24 protein-coding genes, 1 tRNA gene and 2 pseudogenes are annotated in these 19,205 nt (G+C 63.4%); 13 read left to right on the top strand and 14 right to left on the bottom strand.

The window, feature by feature from the left end:
* Positions 1–56: 56 nt before the first annotated feature.
* Positions 57–1,040 (bottom strand): L,D-transpeptidase family protein, encoded by a 984-nt coding sequence (locus tag ACSQ24_RS22605; protein WP_436096853.1) that lies wholly within the window; start codon positions 1,038–1,040, stop codon positions 57–59.
* A 293-nt stretch (positions 1,041–1,333) separates the two neighbouring features.
* On the opposite strand from ACSQ24_RS22605, the gene ACSQ24_RS22600 reads away from it, so the two are divergent.
* Entirely contained in the window at positions 1,334–1,702 is a 369-nt protein-coding gene (locus ACSQ24_RS22600) for a DUF305 domain-containing protein (protein ID WP_436096852.1), read from the top strand.
* A 56-nt stretch (positions 1,703–1,758) separates the two neighbouring features.
* On the opposite strand, the pseudogene ACSQ24_RS22595 reads toward ACSQ24_RS22600, so the two are convergent.
* A pseudogene (locus ACSQ24_RS22595) lies at positions 1,759–2,373 on the bottom strand (UdgX family uracil-DNA binding protein); the annotation flags it as partial.
* A gap of 119 nt (positions 2,374–2,492) precedes the next feature.
* Between ACSQ24_RS22595 and ACSQ24_RS22590 the strand changes: the two are divergent.
* Positions 2,493–2,804, top strand: a complete 312-nt coding sequence (locus ACSQ24_RS22590; RefSeq protein WP_436096851.1) for a hypothetical protein — start codon at positions 2,493–2,495, stop codon at positions 2,802–2,804.
* A gap of 67 nt (positions 2,805–2,871) precedes the next feature.
* Here ACSQ24_RS22590 and ACSQ24_RS22585 read toward each other — a convergent pair whose 3' ends face one another.
* The 3 genes from ACSQ24_RS22585 to ACSQ24_RS22575 form a co-directional block, all read right to left on the bottom strand.
* Entirely contained in the window at positions 2,872–3,810 is a 939-nt protein-coding gene (locus tag ACSQ24_RS22585) for a DUF72 domain-containing protein (RefSeq protein ID WP_436096850.1), read from the bottom strand.
* Between the two features lie 144 nt (positions 3,811–3,954).
* Positions 3,955–4,149, bottom strand: a complete 195-nt coding sequence (locus ACSQ24_RS22580) for a hypothetical protein (protein ID WP_436096849.1) — start codon at positions 4,147–4,149, stop codon at positions 3,955–3,957.
* A gap of 124 nt (positions 4,150–4,273) precedes the next feature.
* Positions 4,274–5,365, bottom strand: a complete 1,092-nt coding sequence (locus ACSQ24_RS22575; RefSeq protein ID WP_436096848.1) for a flavodoxin family protein — start codon at positions 5,363–5,365, stop codon at positions 4,274–4,276.
* A gap of 128 nt (positions 5,366–5,493) precedes the next feature.
* On the opposite strand from ACSQ24_RS22575, the gene ACSQ24_RS22570 reads away from it, so the two are divergent.
* Positions 5,494–5,778 carry a hypothetical protein gene (locus ACSQ24_RS22570; RefSeq protein WP_436096847.1) on the top strand — a complete coding sequence of 95 codons (285 nt, stop codon included), beginning with the start codon at positions 5,494–5,496 and terminating at the stop codon, positions 5,776–5,778.
* 189 nt (positions 5,779–5,967) lie between these two features.
* The gene (locus tag ACSQ24_RS22565) at positions 5,968–6,294 is read left to right on the top strand and encodes a DUF6894 family protein (protein WP_436096846.1); all 327 of its coding nucleotides are present in this window, start codon (positions 5,968–5,970) and stop codon (positions 6,292–6,294) included.
* Here ACSQ24_RS22565 and ACSQ24_RS22560 read toward each other — a convergent pair.
* On the bottom strand, positions 6,230–6,994 hold the full coding sequence (locus tag ACSQ24_RS22560) for a Crp/Fnr family transcriptional regulator (protein WP_436096845.1): 765 nt from the start codon (positions 6,992–6,994) through the stop codon (positions 6,230–6,232). The two genes, ACSQ24_RS22565 and ACSQ24_RS22560, sit on opposite strands and share 65 nt — an antisense overlap.
* Before the next feature lie 211 nt (positions 6,995–7,205).
* Entirely contained in the window at positions 7,206–7,466 is a 261-nt protein-coding gene (locus ACSQ24_RS22555) for a general stress protein (protein WP_436096844.1), read from the bottom strand.
* A 208-nt stretch (positions 7,467–7,674) separates the two neighbouring features.
* Between ACSQ24_RS22555 and ACSQ24_RS22550 the strand changes: the two genes are divergently transcribed.
* On the top strand, positions 7,675–7,896 hold the full coding sequence (locus ACSQ24_RS22550) for a hypothetical protein (RefSeq protein ID WP_436096843.1): 222 nt from the start codon (positions 7,675–7,677) through the stop codon (positions 7,894–7,896).
* Between the two features lie 25 nt (positions 7,897–7,921).
* On the opposite strand, the gene ACSQ24_RS22545 is transcribed toward ACSQ24_RS22550, so the two are convergent.
* Positions 7,922–8,131 carry a hypothetical protein gene (locus tag ACSQ24_RS22545; protein ID WP_436096842.1) on the bottom strand — a complete coding sequence of 70 codons (210 nt, stop codon included), beginning with the start codon at positions 8,129–8,131 and terminating at the stop codon, positions 7,922–7,924.
* Between the two features lie 185 nt (positions 8,132–8,316).
* On the opposite strand from ACSQ24_RS22545, the gene ACSQ24_RS22540 reads away from it, so the two are divergent.
* Entirely contained in the window at positions 8,317–8,541 is a 225-nt protein-coding gene (locus ACSQ24_RS22540) for a hypothetical protein (protein WP_436096841.1), read from the top strand.
* Positions 8,542–8,652: 111 nt separating this feature from the next.
* On the opposite strand, the gene ACSQ24_RS22535 is transcribed toward ACSQ24_RS22540, so the two are convergent.
* On the bottom strand, positions 8,653–8,940 hold the full coding sequence (locus ACSQ24_RS22535; protein ID WP_436096840.1) for a hypothetical protein: 288 nt from the start codon (positions 8,938–8,940) through the stop codon (positions 8,653–8,655).
* Positions 8,941–8,986: 46 nt separating this feature from the next.
* On the opposite strand from ACSQ24_RS22535, the gene ACSQ24_RS22530 reads away from it, so the two are divergent.
* Together ACSQ24_RS22530 and ACSQ24_RS22525 are read left to right on the top strand one after the other, a co-directional pair.
* Positions 8,987–9,325 (top strand): DUF982 domain-containing protein, encoded by a 339-nt coding sequence (locus ACSQ24_RS22530; RefSeq protein WP_436096839.1) that lies wholly within the window; start codon positions 8,987–8,989, stop codon positions 9,323–9,325.
* Positions 9,326–9,488: 163 nt separating this feature from the next.
* A complete protein-coding gene (locus ACSQ24_RS22525; RefSeq protein ID WP_436096838.1) occupies positions 9,489–9,749 on the top strand; it encodes a hypothetical protein in 261 nt (86 codons plus the stop codon).
* 151 nt (positions 9,750–9,900) lie between these two features.
* Here the strand turns inward: ACSQ24_RS22525 and ACSQ24_RS22520 are convergent, their stop codons facing one another.
* On the bottom strand, positions 9,901–10,464 hold the full coding sequence (locus tag ACSQ24_RS22520; RefSeq protein ID WP_436096837.1) for a CinA family protein: 564 nt from the start codon (positions 10,462–10,464) through the stop codon (positions 9,901–9,903).
* Positions 10,465–10,534: 70 nt separating this feature from the next.
* Here ACSQ24_RS22520 and ACSQ24_RS22515 point away from each other — a divergent pair, with 70 nt between their 5' ends.
* Positions 10,535–10,870: a hypothetical protein gene (locus ACSQ24_RS22515; protein WP_436096836.1), complete on the top strand. Its 336-nt coding sequence runs from the start codon at positions 10,535–10,537 to the stop codon at positions 10,868–10,870.
* A gap of 18 nt (positions 10,871–10,888) precedes the next feature.
* Here the strand turns inward: ACSQ24_RS22515 and ACSQ24_RS22510 are convergent.
* Positions 10,889–10,978, bottom strand: a tRNA-Ser gene (locus ACSQ24_RS22510).
* 219 nt (positions 10,979–11,197) lie between these two features.
* Here ACSQ24_RS22510 and ACSQ24_RS22505 point away from each other — a divergent pair.
* Both ACSQ24_RS22505 and ACSQ24_RS22500 read left to right on the top strand, forming a co-directional pair.
* Positions 11,198–11,461 carry a hypothetical protein gene (locus ACSQ24_RS22505; protein ID WP_436096835.1) on the top strand — a complete coding sequence of 88 codons (264 nt, stop codon included), beginning with the start codon at positions 11,198–11,200 and terminating at the stop codon, positions 11,459–11,461.
* A gap of 218 nt (positions 11,462–11,679) precedes the next feature.
* Positions 11,680–12,337 (top strand): annotated as a pseudogene (locus ACSQ24_RS22500) (magnesium chelatase domain-containing protein); the annotation flags it as partial.
* A 419-nt stretch (positions 12,338–12,756) separates the two neighbouring features.
* On the opposite strand, the gene ACSQ24_RS22495 reads toward ACSQ24_RS22500, so the two are convergent.
* From ACSQ24_RS22495 to ACSQ24_RS22485, 3 genes are read right to left on the bottom strand one after another with little or no spacing between them, the layout of a single operon-like run.
* Positions 12,757–13,239, bottom strand: a complete 483-nt coding sequence (locus ACSQ24_RS22495; protein WP_436096834.1) for a hypothetical protein — start codon at positions 13,237–13,239, stop codon at positions 12,757–12,759.
* Between the two features lie 42 nt (positions 13,240–13,281).
* The gene (gene groL / locus ACSQ24_RS22490; RefSeq protein WP_436096833.1) at positions 13,282–14,904 is read right to left on the bottom strand and encodes a chaperonin GroEL; all 1,623 of its coding nucleotides are present in this window, start codon (positions 14,902–14,904) and stop codon (positions 13,282–13,284) included.
* A 50-nt stretch (positions 14,905–14,954) separates the two neighbouring features.
* Positions 14,955–15,272: a co-chaperone GroES gene (locus ACSQ24_RS22485; RefSeq protein ID WP_436096832.1), complete on the bottom strand. Its 318-nt coding sequence runs from the start codon at positions 15,270–15,272 to the stop codon at positions 14,955–14,957.
* Between the two features lie 684 nt (positions 15,273–15,956).
* Between ACSQ24_RS22485 and ACSQ24_RS22480 the strand changes: the two genes are divergently transcribed.
* Positions 15,957–16,916 carry a class I mannose-6-phosphate isomerase gene (locus ACSQ24_RS22480; RefSeq protein WP_436096831.1) on the top strand — a complete coding sequence of 320 codons (960 nt, stop codon included), beginning with the start codon at positions 15,957–15,959 and terminating at the stop codon, positions 16,914–16,916.
* Complete coding sequence (locus ACSQ24_RS22475; RefSeq protein WP_436096830.1) at positions 16,913–19,195, top strand: glycosyltransferase family 4 protein; 2,283 nt, start codon at positions 16,913–16,915, stop codon at positions 19,193–19,195. Before ACSQ24_RS22480 ends, ACSQ24_RS22475 begins: the two co-directional genes overlap by 4 nt.
* Positions 19,196–19,205 lie beyond the last annotated feature (10 nt).

Below are 19,205 nucleotides of genomic sequence, written 5' to 3'. Positions count from 1 at the left end.
CATGGTTCGCGGTTGATCGGCCGGTCGCTGGGCCGAGCTCCCGCCCCACGTCGCCTCTAGTCCACGAAGCGCACGAACACGCCCGGCTTCACCATCGCGGCGAGATGCTCGGCATCCCAGTTCGTCAGCCGAACGCAGCCATGCGAGGAGTTCTTGCTGACCCGCGACGGATCGGGCGTGCCATGGATGCCGAAGGTCGGTTTCGACAGAGCGATCCAGACCGTGCCGACGGGATTGTTTGGACCGGCCGGCAGGACGAGCTTCCTGGTATTGTTTCCCTGCTGGAAATTCTTGTCCGGATCGTAATGGTAGGTCGGGTTTCTGACGACCCGCTCGATCTGATATTCTCCCTCGGGCGATGGCGTCTCGCCCGAGCCGATCGTGGCGGGATAGCTCGCAAGGATCCGGTCACCCTCGCCATAGATGACAACCATGCCAGTGCTCTTGACGGCCTCGACACGTAGGGCGCTGCCTGGCGGGGTGGCCCGCGTCGCCGCGATGACGAAGATCGATCCGCCGGCCTTGCGAAGGCTTGTGCGAGGATTGAGGACGAGGAGCAGCCGCTCGCTCATGTGGAAGCGCTCGGCGAGCATTTCCCGTGCGCTCGTATAGGCCAGGCGCTTCAGGCGGGCCTGCCGGGCGTAGTCGCGCGGGATCCTCTTGGCGAAGCGGTGGGCGCTGTCCTTGGCGGAGATCTTGTATTCGACGACGATATCGCCGGTCGCATCGCCGCCAAGCGCCTGCCACGTCCTTGCATCCATAGTGTCGGCGTCGCCCAGCATCTCCTGCCGACGGAACTGGGCGATCGCCTTGCGGTAGTTTTCGCCGTCGAGGCCATCGATCAGGCCGGGCGAAATCCCGCGCCGACTGAGAAGGACCTGGGCTTTGACGATGGAGGGGGCCGGCTTGTTCGTTTTCTTGCGGAGATCGCGCGCCATGGTCGCCTTGTTCACCTCATCCGCGGTGAGTGCCGAGACCGGACCGGCGCCGAAAACCAGAGAGAGCGCCGCGACCAGCGTGAACAGCGGAGGGAATTTCATGAGCACCCGAGCTAGTTGCGCTGCATACCGCTACTAAGACCGCGGACTGCGCCGCTTGTTCCCGTTGGACGATGTGGAATGGGGACTGACCCAGCGGCCCGCTTGGTTCGTTTTTTGTTACAGATTGTTTCGACAAGGAACCGGCTGTCGCGTCCTCTCGTTCTCCGTCCATAAGCGGTCGGCAGGAACCAGCCATGGAGCACAAACACCAGCACGCGATGCGTGGAAACTACTTGCGGTTAGGCCTCGAACTCGCGATCGACTTCATCGTGATGTACCTGGTCATGTATACGATGATCGCGACGCTCGCGCATTTTCACCTCAACCTTAACAACGTCTACATGACCTTGATGATGCTGGCCCCCATGGCCGTCGTCATGCTGGTCTCGATGCGGTCGATGTTCCCGTCGCGGCGGATCAATCTCGCGATCTGCGTCGGCGCGATCGCCATCTTCCTCGTGAGCTTCATTGGCATGCGAACCCAGGCGGGCGTGGGCAATGCCGAATTCCTCCGTTCCATGATCCCGCACCATTCCGGCGCGGTCCTGATGTGCGAACAGGCCTCGGTCACCGATCCGGAGATCGTAGCGCTCTGTCGGAGCATCATCGAGTCCCAGCAGAAGGAAATCGCGCAGATGCAGGCGATCCTGCAGCGGTATTGAGATATCCGCGACCTGCCAGGCGCGCAGCCATCTGGCCTTTGCACGCCATAGCTTTCCTATTGCTGCGAGAGTTCGCGGATCCGGTGCAGATCAGCGACGAAAGCATCGAAGGCCTGTGCGCGAGCCTCGTCCCCAGGCAGCCGCAGCAGGAACGAGGGGTGGACGGTGATGAAGCCGCGGCGATCCCCGAACCGGGCTGCTCCGCGGTTTCGCGAGATCGGCAAAGCCTTGCCGGCCAGAGCCAGGACAGCGATCGCCCCGAGCGCGACGACGATATGCGGGTTCACGAAGGCGAGTTCCTTGTCGAGCCACCAGCGGTAATGCCTGACCTCACCGGCGGTCGGACGCTGGTGGATGCGCCGTTTGCCCCGCTCCACGAACTTGAAATGCTTCACGGCATTGGTGACGTAGCTTTCGCCCCGGTCGATGCCGGCCTCGCCGAGGGCGCGGTCGAGCAGGCGGCCGGCCGGTCCGACGAAGGGCCGGCCCTGTCGATCCTCCTGGTCCCCGGGTTGCTCGCCGACGAAGGCGATCGCCGCGCCTTCAGGCCCTTCCCCCAGCACCGCGCGGGTGGCGCCGGGAACAAGCGGGGCCGACGCCGCGATGACGGCGTTCAAAGCCTTCAGGTTCGGCACGTCCTGCAAGGCTCGCTCGGCCTCTTCCTCGGTGGGCGACATGGCACGCTCCGTCACATTGCCGAGGCAACGCGCCAGCCGCCCAAAGGATCATCGGTCGCGCAATGGAACTCCCGGCAGCAGGCGAGGTTGGCCTCAGATAAGGAGGCAGAGCTATGACGATGGGACAGAACGAGTTAGTTGGGACCGGCCAGGAACTGGCGCTCAGGATGGCCGAACAGTTTTCCGGGCATGACTGGGTGGCCGAGCTGGCGACACGTTCCGGAAAGAGCCGCGACTTCGTCGAATGGCACCTTCAGCAGGATATGGCACCACCGGAGGAGATCGCCTCGGCCGCCGCCCTCATGCTCGGTGCAGCACCTCAACCGGACGAACGCGGGCCGGAACGCAGTGGAGCGCTGCTCACGGAGGACGATCTGCCCTTCTCAGGTTTGCCCGGCAATCTGGGGAAGCTGCATCGGGACTGAGGCAGCGGATGGCGCGGAGCGCTATGCGAAACTTGGGACCGCCGCCGGCCCGCCGGCGACTATCGACTCATGCGGCCAGCTTGTTTGCGTCTGGCTTCCAGGCCAGGTTCAACAGCCGCATCAGCGCCGAGGCATCGGCCGGTGCATGGCGCTTGTCGGTATTGTCGAAGAACAGGAATACCTCGCGCGGTTGAGCGGGGGCGGCGTGCGGATCGCCGGCGAACTCGCCATCCTCCATCGGCTTGCCCTCGGCCCAGGCTTCGATTCGAGCTGCCCAGCGCTTCAGATCAGCCTTCTTGTAGCGCGAGCGGTATAGTTCGGCCGAGCCGTGCAGCCGGCAGTAGACGAAATCGGAGGTCAGATCCATCAGCCGGGGCCAGTCGACGGTGTCCGCGCAGACGAGCGCCACATCGTGCTGGGCGAGCAGGTCGATGAAGGCCGGATCGCGAAAGCTGTCATGGCGGATCTCGATAGCGTGACGGACCGCGCGCTTCGCGTCGGTGCGGAGCCAGGCCCGCCCTTCCAGACGCTCATCATGCCGACGCGCCAGAGCAGAGGCCGCCTGCGTGTCCTGCGGAAGAAGCCCGAGGAAATCCTTCATCAGGGCCGCATCGAAGCGGAAGCTCGGCGGAAACTGCCAGAGCAGCGGACCCAGCTTCGGTCCGAGCCGCAGCGGACCGGACGCGAAAAAGTTGGCGAGCGGCGTCTCGATGTCCCTGAGACGGCGCATATGGGTGATATAGCGCGAGCCCTTGACGGCGAAGACGAAGCCATCGGGCACAGCCTGCGCCCAGTGAGCGAAAGCATCCGGCTTCTGCAGTCCGTAGAAGGTGCCGTTGATCTCCAGCGCCGGGAACTGGCTGGCCGCAAAGGCGAGCTCGTTCTTCTGCACCAGACCCTCGGGGTAGAAATGCCCGCGCCAAGGCGCGTAGGTCCAACCCGAGACCCCGATACGGATCGCCGCCCGCCCGTCATGTCGCCGGCCGCTGCTCGCTCGCCTGCCCATCACCTGCCTCGATCGCAGTTCGCCATGTGCTCCCGGTCAAGCTGCCGCCGATCAAGAACACCATGTAACCAGATCGCCCAGAGGCATATGATGTTCCCAGCCGACCGTCATTCGGCTGGAAGCAGCGTCGGCGGATGCCTGCAATCAGCAGGTCCGGCATTCGAATGGTTTGATCTGCGCCTGGCCCTGCTGAACGACGATGAGTTCCATCGCTCCGTCGGGCTTGATCCGGATCACGCCGTCACCCAGGCATTCGTCGATGAAATAAGCAGGCAGCCCGGCACGCAGGGCCTTTTCGATTGATCGCTTCCGAAACTGCTTCAGCTTCTCATGGTACATGGCAAAGCTCCGTTGCACGATGAGGCACTGGCAACCTTCTAGCGGAGATGTTGGCCAAATTTCGGCTTCCAGCCTGCCATGCCGGTCACCCTGGCGAGGGCCGTTCAAACGGTCCTGAGCAGTCCTATTTCTGGCGCGGCTGGCGCAATTCGGCTCCGATCTCGTCACGGCGACCGGCTCGACGCTTCTGGACCGCTTCGGTCAGCGAGCGCGCGGCATTGCGCACTTCGTCCTGGACCGCCTGATCGGCGTCCAGCTCGTCATGACTGGTCGCGTAGGGTTTCCAGTAGCCGATATAGCGGTCGAGCTCGGCCAGCGGCCCGGCCGGCTCCAGATGCATGAACCTCAGCCAGTCCGAGATCGAGCGCCGCACATTCTCGGCGCCCTCGACATCGCCATGCACGACCACAGAGAAGAGCCTGCCGGCGAGGTGACGCGGATAGCCCCAACCCGCGAGCTCGAGCCCTTTCGCCTTCGCCGCATCCTTGCCGTGGGTAGCGGTCGGATCCGGGTTGCCACCATCGGCGCAGACCAGCCGGTCCATCATGAGCTTGAGCGGAGAAGAGACCTGGTACCAGTTTACCGGGCTGATCAGCATGATGCCATGCGCCGCGACCCACATCGGGTAGATCTCGTTCATCCAGTCATGGCTCTGGCCGAGCGAGTAGTTGGGATAGCAGGAACAGGGCCAGTGACAGAGCGGGGCGGCTGTCGAGAAGCAAGCCTTGCAGGGATGGATGTTGCGGCCGTATTCGGAGGCCAGCCGCGACAGATCGAGCAGTTCGCTCGAGAGACCAGCTTCCTCAGTGAACACAGACTGCGCCAGCTCGGCCAAGCGATAGCTCTTCGACATTTCGCCCGGGCAGGTGTGCTCGCTGCGCGACGAGGCGTTGACGATCAGAATACGCGGGGGAGCCGCCGGGTCGTCATGCCGGGACCTCGCCTTGTCGATCGCCGTCTTTGCCTCGAGCCAATCGACCGAGAGTTCATAGTCAGGATCGGCATAGCCGGCGCCCGCCTTTCGGGTCAGCGGGCTCTTGCGCGAATCCGCATAGGCCTGCCATGCGACGTCTGCAATCGAGGCCAGCTCTCGTCGGAGGCGATCAAACGCTGGGTCGGTAAACTGCTGCAAGAACCGACGCCTGAACAAGACCTCGTCCAGTCTCGGACTTGGCATTCCCTTGCGTGGCGCGGGGGCCGCGCTAGGCGCGGACATCGGAAGCTCGGATTTCGCCATGGAGGTTTTCCACTCCCTCGCGACAGATAAGCGATGATGCCGGGTTTCGGTTCCCCGAAGAGAGCGCCCACTACTACGCCGAAACCGTCCGGCGCGGCGCTACGGTGATGGTGTCAGAAGACCAGGCGCCAGCAGCCGAGGCCATCATGGATGGCGCAACCCCGATCGACCGCGACACCCGCCTGGCTGAATACCGTGAAGCCGGCTGGAGCCGTTTCGATGAACACGGCGCACCCTATCGCCCCGGCCCGCTCCAACTGGTGGGTATTAAACTGCTGCCCCGCTGGCATCGCCGGCGGGGCCAAAATCGGCTAAGGACAGGGAGTTTTCTCCGTCTGGGAATTAACCTGAAAAATCGACTGATGAGGCTCATTTTTGCAGCCGCCTCGTGATGGCTCGGATGGTGACGAACTGGGCTCTCAGCCAATGATTTTGAGCAATCATGCCGGAAGATCTGAATAATTTTCCGCGCCCGTCGAGCGTCGGTGTCCCACCCGTTTTCGACATTTGCTAATGCCGACAACAGGGCTGCTCTGGTACTCTCTATAGGAACCGGAACGACCGCTGAGCATTGAAGCGAGATGCCGCGATATTTCGTCGACAGCACAGATGGGCAATCGGCCTATGTCGATCGCGATGGCTTCGATGCCAGCGATAACCAGGCCGCTCGAAAGGCTGCCCTGGCTGGGCTGCCCGATATGGCGCGGGATTCGATTCCTGATGGAGACAACCAGCGCTATGCCGTCCGTGTCAGGAACAGCTGGGGCGACGTGATCTATAGCGCCACTCTTACGCTGGTGGGGTCCTGGACCGATGGCGCGACAGATCCTGTCGCGGGTGACTTTAAAGGCTCCGGTCGGCGCGGTGCCCACGCACCACCTGATCGAGGTGAAGATAAAGCTCGCTGAAGCCAGCGGCGCTCCGCAAACGCTCCCAATCGGGAATGTGCACGAACTTCCGCTTTCGCTTTATGAGCTGCTCGGAACCCAGGCGTTTGAGCACGCGATTGACGTGCACGAGTGACATGCCTGTGGCATCGGCGAGCTGCTCCTGCGTCATCGGCAAATCGTAGCCGTGGGCGTTTGCGAGGCCCGCAACCTCCAGCCTCCGCCCGAATTCGCAAAGCAGATGAGCGACCCGCGCGAAACCATCGCGCTTGCCAACGTTGACGACCCATTCGCGATAGATCGAAGCGTCGATCAGTGTATCGACCCACATCGCCATTCCGACCGTAGGATATGATAGTATAAGTTCGCGCATGGCGCTGCGGGGAATGAAAGCAATTTCGCATCGTGTCAAGGTCTGAACATTGTGATCCGCGATGTTCAGCAGTGAATCTTCCAAATCCAGGAAATCACCGTCCAGATGAAAGCTGATAATTTGTCGGCCTCCATCTTCGGTCATTTTGTGCCGCAGCGCGAACCCCTTCACAAGAACGCAAGATTGATCCGGGCGGTCACCTTCACGAATGAGATATACGCTAGGCTCGACTTTCTGAATTCTTGTTGGAAGTGCTAGAAGTGCTTTCCGGTCCGCATCGTCCAACGTTGCGCGCAATTCCAATTTGCGCAGCATCTGGGACAGAACATCTTTACGAGATTCAGGCATTTGCTCACCGCGCCGTTTGAGGGGGCGGGAGCTCTTAAAATCTCTCAGCCACTGGAGCCCAAAATAGCCCTCCAGCGATGGTTCGACTTTAACACATGATCACTTGTTAAAGCCATCAAATGATATGATGCAGAATGCCTTGCGGTCGCAGGGCAAAGCGTGATGCGCTTTTGTCGGGGTGGGCGGGCCCGATAGGGCCCGCCCTGAAGGCCTAGCTCTGGCCGCCTTTTCGACCGGCCTCGGAGGCGCGCTCCCGGTCCCGGGCGAAGTTCCCCGAACCGCCGCGTTCACCACCCTGCTGGCCGCGCTCATCAGCGCTCGCCGACTGCTGGCGATTGCCGCCACCACTGCTTTCGCCGCCCTTGCGGCCGGCTTCCGAGGCCAGTTCGTGGTCTTGCGAGAAACTGCGCTTCTCGGCGGGGACGCTCTGGCCGCCCTGCGAAGCGATGTCGCGCTGCTTGCCTTCGTCCATGGACGCAAAGCCTCGGCCTGACTGATTAGCCATATCGCAATCTCCATAGCTGCGTTTTTGGAAGCGTGGATGCTGCACATCCACTGACTCCCCAACGGCGGGACGAGGATGGATGTTCCGGCGAAAGGCCTATCGGCCGGGCTCCCCGGAAAATCACGGAACTATCGAGGAGATATAGATTTTTCGATTTGTTTTGCTGCCAAGCTTCATGGACGAGTTGCAGGCGGCGCAAAGCGAACGGCCGCCAGCTTGGCCGCTGGAAATCGCCTCACGGCAGGAACGGATGGAGGTGCTGCTGTATGGCGCGGCTCATGGTGACGTGATCGGCTTCGCTTACATGAAGGAGCGTCATCTTGCTGAGCCAGCCCATTCGAGCTTCCTCGAGACCCGCAATGATCGGCGCTTCACCGGACTTCCAGACGACCTATAACCTCGGCTTTTCTCAGCCTCTCCGGCTATTGCGTCGTCTGGGCCTGCGCCTGCAGGCTATCCACCTTGATCAGGATAGCCTGCAATTTGGCCAGGGTAAGGGGATCGAACATGAGGTCGACGTTGGTCGATCCCTCGATCGCCAGTTTGATGATTGTGCGTTCGGTCGGGTCTTCGCTGATGATCACATGGAGGACATCGAGCACCGTAGCCGAGGTGCTAGGCTTTCCGGGCATGGGCCATACTCCAACCATTCCTTCCTGCGCGCATCACGGCGACGCCTGACCGAGCCGAGCTTATGCGCAGCAGGCGCGCTCCATTTTAACTTTTGACATTGACGCAATCTCGAACGAAGCGCCGAGCTGGGAGGCTTGACGGTTCATTGATTGGCTTGGTCGGGTCACTGTACGGAGTGGTTCGAATGATCGGCAGGGAAGAGCGGGTGGAAACCATAGCTCGGGCCATGTGCCGAGCTGCCGGGCTGGATCCGGACGAAATCGTGGTCGACACCCCCAATAGTCAACGCAAGTCGATGCAGCCCGGTAAGGAACCGATCGAAGCCTGGCGACGCTACCAGTTGGCGGCAGAGAATTTCTGCGCTTTGAGCCGGGACCTCTGCGAAGCCGATCGCCGCGCGCGGTCTTAATCGGTCCCTCTGGAAAACATCGCTGCGCGGGGCATTTTGCTGACATCTACGGGTCCAAGGCCCGTCGGACCGGCTACGCCGGGCTGAGGCCGCTGACGATGTCGCGCGCCGTCATTCGTCACACCGACTGAGCGTTTGCCCTGTCGTTTCGATCTCGAACAGGCAATCGTCGATGACGCGCACCGGCGTTCCGTCCTCCAGTTCGTAATGCGTGATCCTCAGACCCGCGTAAGGACGCCAAGCGATGACGGTGAAGCGATTGCCGCCAACATCCTCACAGGATTCACGACGGAGCTCGCGACGGTGGGGAGGCCGTCGGCTGACCGTGCTGGCCAGACCGTGCCGCTTGTGCTGGGTTCGCATCGCGACCTCCAACGCCACATTTTCGATCAGACTCAACCAACCAGGCGATTGAGCTGTTCCAGTTCGAACAACTGCAGAGCCCTTGCTGAGCGTTGCGGACAAACTGAATATTTTTTCGGCTAAGGAACGCTTGCCCGCGACTGGCGTTGAGCTGCCAGTCCAGTTGGAATTGCGTGTGATGGCGCGCCACCGGTTCAGTCCTGCTGTGAGCGTAGAGACCGCGAGGCACGGCAAATGTTGTGCTGTGAACTCAGTCGAAAAAGCCGCGGAACAACTGCTCGAATGGCCGGAGCACGGGCCCGAATGGCGGCAGGCAATTGCAGCTTGCGCGGATGCGATGACGGGCGAGATGTCAGCCGCCGAAGCGCGCAGCGCGTTTCTCGACGCCGCAAAGGCCGCCGGTCGGCTGCTCCCCCATTAAACATCAAAGCAGCCCAGATTCGAAAGCGCAGCACGTCATTTAACTCTTGTTAAAGACGCCGGGCCAGCCCAGGCGCCTATTACCTTCCGGTCGTTTCCGTTGCCTTTCGGGAATGGCCGCCGAGAGCACAACCCGTGCAGCTCTCGCGATGCGGGAGGGCAACATGATCACCGGTAATGGTCGCCTGATGTTGCGCAGTGGGAGTGAGTTGGCTGTTAGCTATCAGTTCAGCAGCGATTACGATGACAGGCGCGCAGGGTACCTCTTCTGCGACTTGTCAGAGGTCGAGGTGGGTGCTTTCTGCAGTAGATTGGAACTCGCCTGCGAGGATGGCTCTGTCATTGTCCTCGCCGTGATGAACTTCAGCGAAAAACATCTTGGCGTGGTCGGGCGTGTCCTGACGCCGTCGGACGCCGAGGCCTGAGCAGAAGCTCGCGTCTTCGCTAGCGAGGAATGCAATCACGGCGGCGACTTCGGGACGGCCTTGGGCAGGCCGCGCGATTCGGTGTGGGGCGGACGGATCATCGCTGGCCCTCCTTTCCGGCCTGCGGCTGGACGCCGATCATCGGCATCCATCACCTGCTCCCAAGATGCCGCCTCAAGAGATCCGAACCCATCGCGAGCGCCGTTCGTAAGGCAGCATCGAGCAGAACGGGCGGCGGAAACGCGCCAAATTCGCAATGACAATCCATGCCTTCGCCTCCCTTCATGGCTGCGGCGATGCAGACGCGTCCTCGCGGATTGCCACGCTCGTCGGCGACGGGGCCGGTCACACCGGTGAGAGCCAGCGCAAGATCAGCAGGCGTGCTCGCAAGCACGCCGCCTGCCATCGCGCGCGCGACCGGTCCTGAAACCGCGGTGTGGGTCTCTATGAGATCAGCAGGGACACCCAGGAGCCCGGTCTTTGCAATCGGCATATAAGTCACGAAGCCGCCGATCAGAACGTCTCCCGCTCCTTCCGCCTTCGACAGGCAGTTGGCGAGCGTCCCCGCGCTGCAGGATTCGGCGACCGCAACCATGAGCCCGGCATGGCCTAGCTCCGTGATGAGCCGTTGGGCGAGGTCCTGAAGCTCGGGCAAGCCGGAACCGGGTAAGGCTTCGACCGAGCGGGAGCACCATGACAGCACCGGTTCTTTCATCGTCCTGATCCTTGGCCGGAGATGGACCGGACATGGAACGAGGGAGTCCTAACGCGGTTCCCTTCGCGAAATGGATATTGTGAACGAGGCATCTGGTGACCGGATCGTCGCGGCAAGCTCGAATGCTGTGGTCGCGGCTTATGAGAAGCGTATCGCGGAGCTGGAGCGGTGGAAGATCACTCTCGCTGAACACGAAGCACCTGGCGGCAAGGTCCAAGGCAGCTTCGAGCAGACATTGGAACTCGCACTGCGTTTTCTCGTAAGCTCCTATGATATTTGGGGAACTGGAAATCTGGACGTGCGACAAGCGGTCTTGAGACTGACGTTTGCCGAGCATCTGGCTTGGTGCCCGGATCAGGGTTCTAGAACCCTGCAAACCACCGTTCTGTTTAGGATTTTAGGTTGAGCTACCCGAAGCGGGTGGTGGCGGACAGGGCGGGATTCGAACCCGCGATACGGTTTCCCGTATACACACTTTCCAGGCGTGCGCCTTCAACCACTCGGCCACCTGTCCGGCGCGCCGCTTATGGCCTCCGCGCGCGCTTCTTTCAAGACCTAATGCCGCGCCCCGGCGAGGTTGCACGCAATTGTCCTTTGCCGTTGCAATGCATCGGGTGAGGGGACACATGCGGGTTGGCCGCGCCAGTGCCGGCCAGTGCGGGAATCGGGGGACGAATTGCGTTTTCTCGTCAGGATGTTCGGTTACCTTCTCGTCGCCGGAGGGTTTGTCGCCTTGCTCACCGATGGGGCGCGCTCGATCGCCAATTCGGTCCTGCGCTTCACGCCGCTCGGCGAGACCTTGCTGACGCTCATCGGCGAGCGTTTCCGCCTGCTGCAGCCTGCCGTCGAGCGCAATCTCCACCCCATGCTCTGGGACCCGGTGCTCGTGCATGTGCTGCAGATGCCGACCGCTGCAGCCGGTCTGCTGCTCGGCTTCCTGCTGCTCTGGCTCGGTGCTGCGCGCAAGCCCGAGATCGGTATCGTCACGCGACGGTGAAGCGGTCTCCGCGAGGCCGGCACCGGGGGGCCGTGTGGGCAACATCTGTATTCGCGTCCGTTCCCGGCACGGAAGCCGCCGAGCACTCGAAGGCATGGGCGTGCGCGGCAATGGAGGCCCAACCTCGCTTCGTTTGCCGCTTCAAAAGTTCCCGATCTGTTCTTGCAACCATAGCGCGTTTCCGCTAGCGTCATCGCGCGGGGCTGGGGTGGGCTTGGATGGTGACGCGGGTCGCGACGGTGGCGTTCGAGGGCATCGAGGCACGCGCCGTCGATGTCCAGGTTCAGGTCACGCCGGGCGGCGTCGCCTTCATTCTGGTCGGCCTGCCTGACAAGGCGGTCGGCGAGAGCAAGGAGCGGGTCCGTGCCGCGCTGATCGCCTCGGGGCTGGCGCTGCCGGCCAAGCGCATCACCGTCAACCTCGCCCCTGCCGACCTGCCGAAGGAAGGCAGTCATTACGATCTGCCGATCGCGCTCGGCGTCATGGCGGCGATCGGCGCGATCCCGGCCGATGCGCTGGCCGGCTACACCGTGCTCGGTGAGCTCGCCCTTGATGGCTCGATAACGCCTGTCGCCGGGGTGCTGCCGGCGGCGATCGCGGCCTATGCAAGAGGGCAGGGGCTGATCTGCCCGGCGGCGAGCGGCCCGGAAGCGGCCTGGGCGGCTGGTGATCTCGATATCCTCGCGCCGCGCTCGCTGATCCAGCTCGCCAATCATTTCAAGGGCACGCAGGTGATGGCACGCCCCGAGCCCGCCGTCGCCCGTCAAAGCGGGTTGCTGCCTGACTTACGCGAGATCAAGGGCCAGGAGAGCGCCAAGCGCGTGCTCGAGATCGCCGCCGCCGGCGGCCACAACCTCCTCATGAACGGACCTATTAATCCTCAGCGCGAGCAAGGACGCAAGCCCTCGTTTTCGTTGAGACGTTTGCCGCGCGCAAGGAATGAAGGCGCCGTACTTCATCCTGGAGGCGGTGCTTTCGTGTCGAAATCGTACTCGCTAAGGAGCTGGAATCCCGGCACCAGGAAGCGCCAAGCGGAGCTAGTGGCCCCTTCCTGACGTTCGGAACGTCCGCTTCACGGCAACTCACAGCGCATGAACTTGGCCCTGCGCCGCGGGCTCGGATGGTGTCACGCCTTCGGCGATGGCGACGCGATGACCACACTCACCCTCGGCCACAGCAACCGTTCTCGGTCACGGGCGTGCCGACCGCCGGGACCGCCCGCCTCGGTCGGGGCCGGCCGCAGACGGTACAAGCACGCTCCGGAGATCCGGAGCGCGCAATCCCGGGAGAGATTCTCAGGTGGCGAGCGTAGCAGCACAACCTTCGACCGCGCGTCGATCGGGCGAGGTCTGCCCGGGCATGGTGGCCCAGCCGCCGGCCTCGACGAACTGGCGCTGCTTGTAGCCGTCACCTAGAGCCTTGAGTTCGACGAGCTTCGCAGTCGCCTGCGGGGCCGCATTGAAGCGCTGGACGCAGATAGCCGACGCCAGTTCTCCTCTCGCGGCATCGCCTGCGGAGGTCGCGGCCATGCGCGAAGTTCCACCCGTCACCCAGCCGCCCCAGTTGAAGCCAACGATCATCGTGGCCGCTTCTGCGGCGATGCAGGCCCATACCAGGATCGTTTTCGAGGGCTGGTAGTTTTCGAAACTCTGGATGTCGCGCCGGCGCTCTGCATGGCCATTGGAAATTCTCGCTGTCGATTGCCGCCGGCGCGCTTTCCGTTCAGCCAGAATCGGCTGAACGACAAGAATTCGCGCCAATGCAATATGTTGGAGCATGATCCGCCCGGCCGGATGGCCGCGCGGCCCGGGTGCGGTTGTTCAGTATCCCATCGAGCCATTGCCCGCCGCGGCGGAGTCCGGCGTGGCTGCGGTTGCGATCATCGCTTCGGCGGTGATCAGAAGCGCCGCGATCGAGCCGGCATCCTGCAAGGCGGTCCGCACGACCTTGGCGGGATCGACGATCCCGGCTTCGAACATGTCGACATAGGCCTCCGTCTGCGCGTCGAAGCCCAGATTGTGATCCTTGCTGTCGATGAGCTTCCCCACGACGATCGAGCCTTCGACGCCGGCGTTCTCCGCGATCTGCCTGATCGGGGCTTCGAGCGCCCTGAGCACGATCGAGATGCCGGCCTTCACATCGGCATTGGCGCCCGTCAATGCGGCCAGCACGGTCCTGGCGCGCAGCAACGCGACGCCGCCTCCGGGAACGATGCCCTCTTCCACGGCCGCGCGGGTCGCGTTCAGGGCGTCGTCGACGCGGTCCTTCTTCTCCTTGACCTCGACCTCGGTCGCGCCGCCGACGCGGATCACCGCGACGCCGCCGGTGAGCTTGGCCAGGCGCTCCTGCAGCTTCTCGCGATCATAGTCCGAGGAGGTCTCCTCGATCTGCGCCTTGATCTGGCCGACGCGCACCGCGATCGCCGCCTTGTCGCCTGCGCCGTCGATGATGGTCGTCGTGTCCTTTTCAATCACCACCCGCTTGGTTCGCCCGAGCATGTCGAGCGTCACGTTCTCCAGCTTGATACCGAGATCCTCCGAGATCATCTGGCCGGCGGTCAGGATCGCGATATCCTCGAGCATGGCCTTGCGGCGGTCGCCGAAGCCTGGCGCCTTGACGGCCGCGACCTTGAGGCCGCCGCGGAGCTTGTTGACGACGAGGGTGGCGAGCGCCTCGCCTTCGACATCCTCCGAGATGATCAGGAGGGGCTTGCCGGTCTGCACGACGGCTTCGAGGATCGGCAGGATTGCCTGCAAACCGCCGAGCTTCTTCTCGTGGACAAGGATATAGGGATCCTCCAGCTCCACGCGCATCTTCTCGGCATTGGTGATGAAATAGGGGGAGAGATAGCCGCGGTCGAACTGCATGCCCTCGACGACGTCGAGCTCGGTCTCGGCGGTTTTGGCTTCCTCGACCGTGATGACACCGGCATTGCCGACCTTGTCCATCGCCTTGGCGATCATCTTGCCGACAGCGGCATCGCCATTGGCGGCGATGGTGCCGACCTGGGCGATTTCGCCGGACGTCTTGACCTTGCTGGCGCGTGTTCGGATTTCCTTGATCACGGCGGTCACAGCGAGGTCGATGCCGCGCTTCAGATCCATCGGGTTCATGCCGGCGGCGACGAGCTTGGCGCCCTCGCGCAGGATGGCAGCGGCGAGGACCGTCGCCGTCGTGGTGCCGTCGCCGGCCAGGTCGTTGGTCTTCGACGCCACCTCGCGCACCATCTGGGCGCCCATGTTCTCGAACTTGTCGGAAAGCTCGATCTCCTTGGCGACGGTGATGCCGTCCTTGGTGATGCGCGGCGCGCCGTAGGACCTGTCGATGATGACATTGCGGCCCTTGGGTCCGAGCGTGACCTTGACGGCATTGTTGAGCAGCTCGACGCCGCGCAGCATTCGATCGCGCGCATCGGTGGAGAATTTGATTTCCTTGGCAGACATGATGTTTGTCCAGTTCGGTCGTGCGGTTGCAGGGGTCGGAGGTCGGCCGGTCAGGCGGCTTTCTGCAGGTCCGCTCCCTTCGGCTCGACGATGCCCATGATGTCGGCCTCCTTCACGATCAGAAGGTCCTCGCCATTGATCTTGACCTCTGTGCCGGACCATTTGCCGAACAGCACGCGATCGCCGGCCTTGACGCTGAGCGGGAGCAACTTGCCGCTCTCGTCGCGATTGCCGGGGCCTGCGGCCACGACCTCGCCTTCCTGGGGCTTTTCCCTGGCGGTGTCAGGAATGATGATCCCGCCCCGGGATTCGAGATCGCCTTCCGCAGGTCGAATGACGACGCGGCCATGGAATGGACGGAATTCCATCGGGTTCTTTCTGCGGCCGGCGCAAGGGCGGCCACGCCATTCATATAGCCCCTTTGGCACTCGAATGACAGGAGTGCCAAAAATAATTCTCGAGCTTCCGAAAATTGTCGAAAATAAAACTGTCGCTACTTGACGTGTTTATGTCCATTGTATCTTGAGATTAACTCCCGGCCATGGTCTCGATGTCCGCAAATAAATCGCTTTTCTAGCTTGCGACATAATAAACTCGACCATGAGCCTTGTCTGAAAACCGATCATTCTCATGTGTGGGGCTGACGATTTGGCTAATTTGGCGTTCGCGGCACCCGATGGTCGCGGAGCTTCGATGATTGCCGGCTAGGCCAAAATCACCCAGTTCCGGACAGCGAATGCCTGGCGACGCTCAGGTGCCCCTTGCTCCGTTCGAGCCTGGAATGAATCGCGATGCCGACGACGGCACCGCGGTGGCCACAGTGCCGGTAGGCCTCTTCGACCACTGGGCGATCTTGCCCTTCGCGCCTCACTGCTGGCTCCGCCCCCCGAAGCCCGCTCTGGCGAAGGACCGAGCTTCGGGCGCTCCGACAAGCGCAACGCCCTGCGCCGCGCTTCCCCTCGACACGCTTGCCGTCGCGGGCCTTCGCCGACCGCTGCAGCGCCGTTCGACAACCCGTCGAGCTTGCTGGCTGAGCGAATCTGGAGCACGACATGGCCCTCGAACCGGCTCGCCTGCAGGTCATGCCCAAGCCCTGGGGCTCGACCGATCTCCTGCCCTGGAACAGGGCCGACCATGACGGCGCCGCTATCGGCGAAATCTGGTTCCAGCGCCGCGATCCGCATGCGCCCGAGCCCGTGCTGCTGCTCAAACTGCTATTCACGCGTGAAACGCTGTCGATCCAGGTGCATCCGGACGACGACGCTGCGCGCGCCATGGGGCTGCCGCGTGGCAAGACCGAAGCCTGGTACGTGCTTTCCGCCGAGCCGGGCGCCAGGGTCGGCGTCGGCCTGCAATCGGCGCTCACGGAGGCGCAGCTGCGGGCCGCGATCGCCGATGGTTCGATCGCCGAGCAGATCGGCTGGCGAAAGGCCGCCAAGGGAGACGTCATCTTCGTGCCGGCGGGAACGATCCACGCGATCGGCCCCGGCCTCGTACTCGCCGAAATCCAGCAGCGCAGCGATACGACCTTCCGCCTGTTCGACCACGGCCGCGACCGCGAGCTCCATATCGAGTCCGGCGTCGCCGCCGCCCATGCCGGGCCGGCCGCGGAGCAGGTGCCGCCGCAGCGGCTGAGCAATGCCAGAACCCTGCTTTTGGCGAGCCCGTTCTTCGCTCTCGAACGGTTCGAGCTGGCTCCGGGCTCGCTGTGGGATCTGCGAGCCGGGCCGGAGACCTGGCTGATCGTGATCGCCGGCGAGGGGCGGCTCGGTCCTTTGCGGATCGGCATCGGCGAGGGCTGTTTCATGCAGGCCGAGATCATGCGCATCGCCGCCGGGCAGGCCGGGCTGACCTGCCTGGTCGCCTACGATGCCACCATGCCGAGCAGCGACCTGCTCCGCCCCCTTGCCGCCAACGATGCGATCGCTCTCCCCGGCACCGCCGCTCGCCGGCGCCCGCTGCTCGCCGCGACGGCGGGTGCGCCAATTTCCTTTGCAGAGGCAAGACCATGAACCCGCCCCACCGTATCGCCTTCATCGGCAACTCGCTGCCGCGCCGCTGTGGCATCGCGACCTTCACCACGGACCTGCAGCAGGCGGTCGCCGCATCGGACCCCGATCTGGCAACCTCCATCGTGGCGATGAACGATGGCGACGGTTACAACTATCCAAGCACCGTCGGTTTCCAGATCTACGAAGACCGGATCCAGGATTATGCGCGCGCTGCCGATTTCCTGAATAACGGCCAGTTCGACGTCGTCTCGCTGCAGCACGAATTTGGCATCTTCGGCGGTGAAGCGGGTGTGCATGTCACAGGATTGCTGTCACGCCTGACGATGCCGGTCGTCACCACGCTCCACACCGTCTTGTCGGAGCCAAGCCCGGCACAGCGCAGCGTCATGGAGCGGATTGTCGATGCCTCCTCCCGGGTCGTCGTCATGGCCGAAAAAGGGCGCGACCTGCTGCGCACGATCTACCGGCTTCCCGCCGACAAGATCGAGGTGATCGCGCACGGCATTCCCGATTTCGCCTTTGTCGAACCGGACGATGCCAAGGCCAGGCACGGTTTCGCCGGCCGCTCGGTCATCCTGACCTTCGGCCTGCTGTCGCCCAACAAGGGCATCGAGGTGATGATCGATGCGATGCCGTCGATCCTGAGACGCCGGCCCGATGCCGTCTACGTCGTCCTGGGTGCAACGCACCCTCATCTCGTCCGCGAGCAGGGCGAAGCCTATCGCATCGGCTTGCAGAAGCGTGTCCACGAGCTCGGTATCGAGGATCATGTCGTCTTCCTCGACCAGTTCGTCGATCGCCAGACGCTGCTCGGCTTCATCTCCATGTGCGACGTCTACGTCACGCCTTATCTCAAAGAGGCGCAGATGACCTCGGGCACGCTGGCCTACAGCTTCGGGCTCGGAAAGGCGGTCGTCTCGACGCCCTATTGGCATGCCCAGGAACTGCTTGCCGACGGCCGCGGCGTCCTGGTGCCGTTCGGCGACATCGTCGCGACCGGCAACGAGATCGCAGCCTTGCTGACCGATGCCGAGCGGCGGCAGGCCATGCGCCGGCGCGCCTATGCCAGCAGCCGCTCGATGACCTGGGAGCAGACCGCAAAGCGCTATCTCGCCACCTTCGAGACGGCGCGCCGCGGCCGCGTGCTGAGCGTGGTCGCCGGACCGGCGCAGGCAAGGCCATTCCTCCAGCCTTCCGCGCCGCCGGAGCTGCGCACCGAGCATCTCCATTGCATGTGCGACGATACCGGCCTGTTCCAGCATGCGGTTCATTCCGTGCCCGATCGCACGCATGGCTACTGCGTCGACGATAATGCCCGCGCACTGTTGCTCTCCTGCGCTCTCGGCGGAGCCGGCGAGCAACGCTTGCCCGAGCCGCTGACGGCGCGCTTCGCGTCCTTCGTCCAGCACGCCTGGAATCCGCAGGCGCAGCGCTTCCGCAATTTCATGAGCTTCGATCGACGCTGGCTCGAGGAGGTCGGCTCGGAAGACAGCCACGGCCGCACGCTCTGGGCTCTCGGAGAGTGCGCGCGCAGCGACACCAGCCCATCGCGGCGGCGCTGGGCGACTGCGCTGTTCGCCGAAGCCCTGCCTGTGATGGAGAGCTTCAGCTCGCCCCGTGCCTGGAGTTTTGCGCTGCTCGGCCTGGACGCCTACTGCGCCGTGGTCGCGGCGCCGTCCTCGACCATCCGGCTGCGCTCCCTGCTGGCGGACCGCCTGCTTGGTCTGTTGTCGACGGTCGAGACGCCGGATTGGGTCTGGTTCGAGGAAGGTCTCTCCTACGATAACGCCCGGCTGCCCCAGGCACTGATCGCCACCGGGCTTTCGATGCAGGCTCCCGCCTATGTCGAGGCCGGCCTGCGCTCGCTGCGCTGGCTCGTCGAGGTGCAGAGCACACCTGCCGGCCTGTTCAGGCCGGTCGGCTCCGACAGCTTCAGCGACAGGCTCAGCCCGCCGAAGGCATTCGACCAACAACCGCTGGAAGCTACGGCAACCATCTCGGCCTGCCTCGCCGCCTGGCGCGCCGATGGCGACGTGCAATGGCGGGCGGAGGCGGTGCGCGCATTCGCCTGGTTCATGGGCGACAACGATCTGTCGACCCCGCTGGTCGATCTGGATACCGGCGCCTGTCGCGACGGCCTGCACCGCGATCGGCCCAATGAGAACCGCGGCGGCGAATCCGTGGTATCCTACCTTCTCAGCCTCGCCGAGATTCGCCAGCTGTCCCGCATGAGCGGGGACCGCCCGAAACTGGCGCCGCTTCGGGTCTTGCACGCCTGAGCCTTCGGCG

This window comes from Allobosea sp. LjRoot237 (assembly GCF_964253285.1).
Lineage (GTDB): Bacteria > Pseudomonadota > Alphaproteobacteria > Rhizobiales > Beijerinckiaceae > Allobosea.
The sequence above is the reverse complement of the archived record's forward strand: the minus strand, read 5'-3'. Positions and strand labels throughout refer to the sequence as shown.

Excerpts from the sequence above, each read along its gene's own strand:
- ACSQ24_RS22605 (WP_436096853.1), bottom strand. The coding sequence starts at position 1,040 with ATGAAATTCCCTCCGCTGTTCACGCTGGTCGCGGCGCTCTCTCTGGTT.
- ACSQ24_RS22600 (WP_436096852.1), top strand. The coding sequence starts at position 1,334 with ATGATCGCGACGCTCGCGCATTTTCACCTCAACCTTAACAACGTCTAC.
- ACSQ24_RS22590 (WP_436096851.1), top strand. The coding sequence starts at position 2,493 with ATGACGATGGGACAGAACGAGTTAGTTGGGACCGGCCAGGAACTGGCG.
- ACSQ24_RS22585 (WP_436096850.1), bottom strand. The coding sequence starts at position 3,810 with ATGGGCAGGCGAGCGAGCAGCGGCCGGCGACATGACGGGCGGGCGGCG.
- ACSQ24_RS22580 (WP_436096849.1), bottom strand. The coding sequence starts at position 4,149 with ATGTACCATGAGAAGCTGAAGCAGTTTCGGAAGCGATCAATCGAAAAG.
- ACSQ24_RS22575 (WP_436096848.1), bottom strand. The coding sequence starts at position 5,365 with ATGTCCGCGCCTAGCGCGGCCCCCGCGCCACGCAAGGGAATGCCAAGT.
- ACSQ24_RS22570 (WP_436096847.1), top strand. The coding sequence starts at position 5,494 with ATGGTGTCAGAAGACCAGGCGCCAGCAGCCGAGGCCATCATGGATGGC.
- ACSQ24_RS22565 (WP_436096846.1), top strand. The coding sequence starts at position 5,968 with ATGCCGCGATATTTCGTCGACAGCACAGATGGGCAATCGGCCTATGTC.
- ACSQ24_RS22560 (WP_436096845.1), bottom strand. The coding sequence starts at position 6,994 with ATGCCTGAATCTCGTAAAGATGTTCTGTCCCAGATGCTGCGCAAATTG.
- ACSQ24_RS22555 (WP_436096844.1), bottom strand. The coding sequence starts at position 7,466 with ATGGACGAAGGCAAGCAGCGCGACATCGCTTCGCAGGGCGGCCAGAGC.
- ACSQ24_RS22550 (WP_436096843.1), top strand. The coding sequence starts at position 7,675 with ATGGACGAGTTGCAGGCGGCGCAAAGCGAACGGCCGCCAGCTTGGCCG.
- ACSQ24_RS22545 (WP_436096842.1), bottom strand. The coding sequence starts at position 8,131 with ATGCCCGGAAAGCCTAGCACCTCGGCTACGGTGCTCGATGTCCTCCAT.
- ACSQ24_RS22540 (WP_436096841.1), top strand. The coding sequence starts at position 8,317 with ATGATCGGCAGGGAAGAGCGGGTGGAAACCATAGCTCGGGCCATGTGC.
- ACSQ24_RS22525 (WP_436096838.1), top strand. The coding sequence starts at position 9,489 with ATGATCACCGGTAATGGTCGCCTGATGTTGCGCAGTGGGAGTGAGTTG.
- ACSQ24_RS22520 (WP_436096837.1), bottom strand. The coding sequence starts at position 10,464 with ATGAAAGAACCGGTGCTGTCATGGTGCTCCCGCTCGGTCGAAGCCTTA.
- ACSQ24_RS22515 (WP_436096836.1), top strand. The coding sequence starts at position 10,535 with ATGGATATTGTGAACGAGGCATCTGGTGACCGGATCGTCGCGGCAAGC.
- ACSQ24_RS22495 (WP_436096834.1), bottom strand. The coding sequence starts at position 13,239 with ATGCTCCAACATATTGCATTGGCGCGAATTCTTGTCGTTCAGCCGATT.
- groL (WP_436096833.1), bottom strand. The coding sequence starts at position 14,904 with ATGTCTGCCAAGGAAATCAAATTCTCCACCGATGCGCGCGATCGAATG.
- ACSQ24_RS22485 (WP_436096832.1), bottom strand. The coding sequence starts at position 15,272 with ATGGAATTCCGTCCATTCCATGGCCGCGTCGTCATTCGACCTGCGGAA.
- ACSQ24_RS22480 (WP_436096831.1), top strand. The coding sequence starts at position 15,957 with ATGGCCCTCGAACCGGCTCGCCTGCAGGTCATGCCCAAGCCCTGGGGC.
- ACSQ24_RS22475 (WP_436096830.1), top strand. The coding sequence starts at position 16,913 with ATGAACCCGCCCCACCGTATCGCCTTCATCGGCAACTCGCTGCCGCGC.